We start from the raw sequence: 4,589 nt of genomic DNA on the forward strand, positions 1-4,589 counted from the left end.
GCGCTCGGCGACGGCCCGCAGCACGGCCTCGTCCCGTGCGCCCCGGCGGTCGATCTTGTTGACGAAGACGAGCGTGGGAACGCGCAGCCGCCGCAGCGTCCGCATCAGGACACGCGTCTGCGCCTGGACACCCTCCACGGCTGAGACCACGAGCACGGCTCCGTCGAGCACGCTCAGCACCCGCTCCACCTCGGCGATGAAGTCCGGGTGGCCGGGTGTATCGATCAGATTGACTGTGACGTCGTCGATCTCGAACGAGACGACGGCCGACTTGATGGTGATGCCGCGCTGTCGTTCCAGCGCGAGCGAGTCGGTCTGGGTGCTGCCGTCGTCGACGCTGCCGATCTCGTCGATGATCCCGACGGTGTGCAGCAGCCGCTCGGTCAGGCTTGTCTTACCGGCGTCTACATGCGCCAGAATTCCAAGGTTCAGCGTGTGCACCGCTTGTCATGTCCTTTGAAGTGAGAGGGATTCCTTCCTGGGTGGACATGAACGGTGCGCGCATCGGTGCTCCTTGATTCCGGTCGACTGTGCCTCGCGGCTGATCCCTTTCAGTCCATCAGGCCCTGACATCCGCGAGCAACGGATTAACGCTCAACAAAGCCTGTCGCGGCACTCGCCCCTCCCCGGACACGGTCCTAGAGTGACGCCCATCACGTCCGGTGGCTGATTTCCCTCGCACGGTTCCCTGGGAGGGCACATGACCCGTATCTCGGTGAAGGTGGACGGCACGACGTACGAGGACGAGGTGGAACCCCGTCTTCTGCTGATCCACTATCTGCGTGACCGGCTGGGTCTGACCGGCACCCCGATTGGCTGCGACACGTCCAACTGCGGGGCCTGCACGGTCGACCTGGACGGCGAGACCGTCAAGAGCTGCTCCGTGCTCACGGTCCAGGCCGACGGGAGCGAAGTGACCACCGTCCAGGGGCTGGCCACGAACGGGGAGTGGCATCCCCTGCAGAAGGCGTTCCACGAGCGCCACGCCCTGCAGTGCGGGTACTGCACACCAGGGATGATCATGGCCGCGCGTGATCTGCTCCGCGAGAATCCGCAGCCGAGCGCGGACGACGTACGGCATGCGCTGGAAGGCAATCTCTGCCGGTGCACGGGCTATCAGAACATCGTGCGCGCGGTGTTGGCCGCCTCTGGAGCCCCGGAGGCATCGGTGGCCTCCACAGCATCCGCGGCTTCCTCGGCTTCCTCGGCTTCCGCGGCTTCCGGCCAGGAGGCGAGGACATGAGCGAGCAGATCACCGAGCGCGAGGTCGGCCGGTCCCGTGCCCGCAAGGAGGACGCCCGGCTGGTCACCGGCCAGACGAACTGGACCGACAACATCAGCGTCAACGGACTGCTGCATCTGGCCATCCTGCGCAGCCCGATGGCGCACGCGCGCATCGACCGTGTCGACGTGACACCCGCGCTCGAACGGCCCGGTGTCATCGCCGCGTTCACCGGCCGCGACCTCGCGGAGGGGACGGCGTCGCTGCCGTGCGCGTGGCCGGTGACCGAGGACATCGTGCTGCCGGACCACCCGTCCGTCGCGGTCGACGAGGTGCGGTACGCGGGCGACCCGGTGGCGGTGGTCGTGGCCCGCGACCGGTACGCGGCCGCCGACGCGCTCGAAGCGATCGAGGTCGACTACGAGCCGCTGCCCCCGGTGCTCGACCTGGAGGCCGCCCTCGCCGACGACGCGCCGCTGGTCCACTCGGACAAGGGAACCAACCGCTGTTACGTCTGGCCGCTGGCCACGGGCGAGAACTACGAGACGGTCAAACAGCGCGCCGACGTCGTCGTGCGTCGCCGCTATCTCCAGCAGCGGCTCATCCCCAACGCCATGGAACCCCGCGCGGTGGTCGTCACCCCGCTCGCCGCGTCCGGTGAGTACACCGTGTACTCGGCGACCCAGGTTCCGCACGTCCTTCGGGTGATGCTCTCCATGGTCACCGGCGTCCCCGAGCACAAACTGCGCGTGGTCGCCCCCGACGTGGGCGGCGGCTTCGGCTCCAAGCTCCAGGTGTACGGCGAGGAGGTCATCGCCCTGGACATCGCGCGGCGCCTCGGCCGACCGGTCAAGTGGACCGAGTCCCGCTCCGAGGGCTACCTCGCCACCCACCACGGACGCGGCCAGGTCCAGGACATCGAGATCGCCGCGACCCGCGAGGGCAAGCTCCTCGGTCTCAAGGTCGACCTGCTCGCCGACATGGGCGCCTATCTGATGCTCGTCACGCCGGGCATCCCGATCCTGGGCGCCTTCATGTACCCGGCGATCTACAAGATGGACGCGTACGACTTCACGTGCACGGGTGTCTTCACGACGCGCACGCCCACGGACGCGTACCGGGGTGCCGGGCGCCCTGAGGCGACGTACGCCATCGAGCGGATCATGGACGAGCTGGCCGTCGAACTCGGCCTGGATCCGGTGGAGTTGCGGCGCCGGAACTGGATCGGGCACGACGAGTTCCCGTACACGTCGGTGGCCGGACTGACCTACGACAGCGGCAACTACGAGGCCGCCACCGACAAGGCGCTCACCCTCTTCGGGTACGACGAACTGCGCGCCGAGCAGGCCAAGCGGAACGAGAGCGGCGACTCCGTGCGGCTCGGGATCGGGGTGTCCACGTACACCGAGATGTGCGGGCCCGCGCCGAGCCGGGTGCTGCGGGATCTGCGGTACGCGGCCGGCGGCTGGGAGGCGGCGGGCATCCGCATGCTGCCCACCGGCAAGGTCGAGGTGATCACCGGAACCAGCCCGCACGGGCAGGGGCACGAGACCTGCTGGAGCCAGATAGCCGCCGATGTGCTCGGGGTGCCCTTCGAGGACATCGAGGTCGTGCACGGCGACACCAGGTCGGCGCCGCAGGGCATGGACACGTACGGGTCCCGGTCGCTCGTCGTCGGAGGCTCGGCCGTCCATCACGCGGCCCAGAAGGTCGTCGACAAGGCACGGAAGGTGGCCGCGCATCTGCTGGAGGCCGGCGAGCACGACCTGGAGTTCACGGACGGCGCGTTCTCGGTGAAGGGCTCGCCCGAGGCACGGAAGACGATCCAGGAGGTCGCCTTCGAGACGTTCTCCTCGCACGATCTGCCCGACGGCATGGAACCGACCATCAACGCCGAGCACCTGCTCGACCCGGACAACTTCTCCTACCCGCACGGCACTCACCTGTGCGCGGTCGAGGTCGACACGGAGACCGGGCGGACGTCGATCCGTTCGTACGTCTGCGTCGACGACGTCGGCCGGGTCGTCAACCCCGTGATCGTCGAGGGCCAGGTGCACGGCGGGCTCGCCCAGGGCATCGCCCAGGCCCTGTACGAGGAGGCGGTGTACGACGACGAGGGCAACCTGGTCTCGGGCACGATGGCCGACTATCTGGTGCCCTCGGCGGTGGATCTGCCCGAGTTCACGACCAGTCGTACGGAGACGCCCGCCACCTCGAATCCCTTGGGGGTGAAGGGAGTTGGCGAGGCGGGGACCATCGCCTCGACGCCCGCCGTCGTCAACGCGATCGTGGACGCGCTCCGCCCGCTGGGCGTCCAGGACATCGCGATGCCCTGCTCGCCGGGGCGGGTCTGGGAAGCCCTGCAGTCCGCTCAGGCCAGGGAGGAGACCCGGTCATGATTCCTCCGGCATTCGAGTACGTCAGGCCCGCCAGCGTCGACGAAGCCGTACGGACGCTCGGCGACGCGGGCGAGGACGCGAAGGTACTGGCGGGCGGGCAGAGCCTGCTGCCGCTGCTGCGCTTGCGGCTCGCCTTCCCCGAACTGGTCGTGGACGTCAGCCGGATACCCGGGCTGCGCGGGGTGCGCGAGGACGGCGGCACGCTCGTCATCGGCGCGCTGACCACGCACCACGACGTCCTCGCGGATCCGCTGGTACGCCGTCACGCGGGCCTTCTCGCGGCGGCCACTGCGACGGTCGCCGACCCCGCGATACGCCATCGGGGCACCCTCGGCGGCTCGCTCGCCCATGCCGATCCCGCGGGTGATCTGCCGGCGGTGGCGCTCGCGCTGGACGCGGAACTGGTCGCGGCAGGGCCCGGGGGCCAACGGACCATCCCCGCAAGGGAGTTCTTCGTCGACTACCTCCAGACCTCGTTGCGGCCGGACGAGTTGCTGATCGAGGTGCGGCTCCCGATGACGGACAAAGCCGAAGGCTGGGGCTTCCACTACGAGAAGTTCAGCCGGGTGGCGCAGGCCTGGGCCGTGGTCGGCGTCGCGGCGCTGGTGCGGCGCGACAACGGGCACATCGCCGAGGCACGGGTCGGTCTCAGCAACATGGGGTCCACTCCGCTGCGGGCCTCGGCGACCGAGGAGGCACTGGTGGGAGTGGGACCGGACGGCGTGGCGGGGGCCGCACGGTCGGCGGCGGAGGGCACCCGGCCGACCGGCGATCCGTCCGCCTCGCCCGAGTACCGGGCGCATCTGGCACGGGTGCTCACGCGGCGCTCGGTGCTGGCCGCCGCGGGGATGGGGTGAGGAGCCGATCACACGCATGGACGGAGCGGGGTCGGGGCCGAGGGCAGAGCCGGGGCCGGGCGCAGGCTGGGGTTCCGGGGCGGGCTCGGGCCATGGCGAGCGGCCCGCCGG

Annotated in this window: 4 protein-coding genes; 3 read left to right on the top strand and 1 reads right to left on the bottom strand. The window is 69.8% G+C overall.

The window, feature by feature from the left end:
• Window positions 1-441, bottom strand: a 441-nt coding sequence (locus tag O3Q52_RS49250) for a GTP-binding protein (protein ID WP_269654952.1), incomplete at its 3' end; no start/stop codon positions are given.
• Window positions 442-700: 259 nt separating this feature from the next.
• On the opposite strand from O3Q52_RS49250, the gene O3Q52_RS49255 reads away from it, so the two are divergent.
• From O3Q52_RS49255 to O3Q52_RS49265, 3 genes are read left to right on the top strand one after another with little or no spacing between them, the layout of a single operon-like run.
• A complete protein-coding gene (locus O3Q52_RS49255) occupies window positions 701-1,243 on the top strand; it encodes a (2Fe-2S)-binding protein (protein ID WP_269654953.1) in 543 nt (180 codons plus the stop codon).
• Window positions 1,240-3,621: a xanthine dehydrogenase family protein molybdopterin-binding subunit gene (locus O3Q52_RS49260; protein WP_269654954.1), complete on the top strand. Its 2,382-nt coding sequence runs from the start codon at window positions 1,240-1,242 to the stop codon at window positions 3,619-3,621. Before O3Q52_RS49255 ends, O3Q52_RS49260 begins: the two co-directional genes overlap by 4 nt.
• A complete protein-coding gene (locus O3Q52_RS49265; protein ID WP_269654955.1) occupies window positions 3,618-4,478 on the top strand; it encodes a xanthine dehydrogenase family protein subunit M in 861 nt (286 codons plus the stop codon). Before O3Q52_RS49260 ends, O3Q52_RS49265 begins: the two co-directional genes overlap by 4 nt.
• The last annotated feature ends 111 nt before the right edge of the window (window positions 4,479-4,589 follow it).

The organism is Streptomyces sp. ActVer, from assembly GCF_027270795.1.
Taxonomy (GTDB): Bacteria; Actinomycetota; Actinomycetes; order Streptomycetales; family Streptomycetaceae; genus Streptomyces; species Streptomyces umbrinus_A.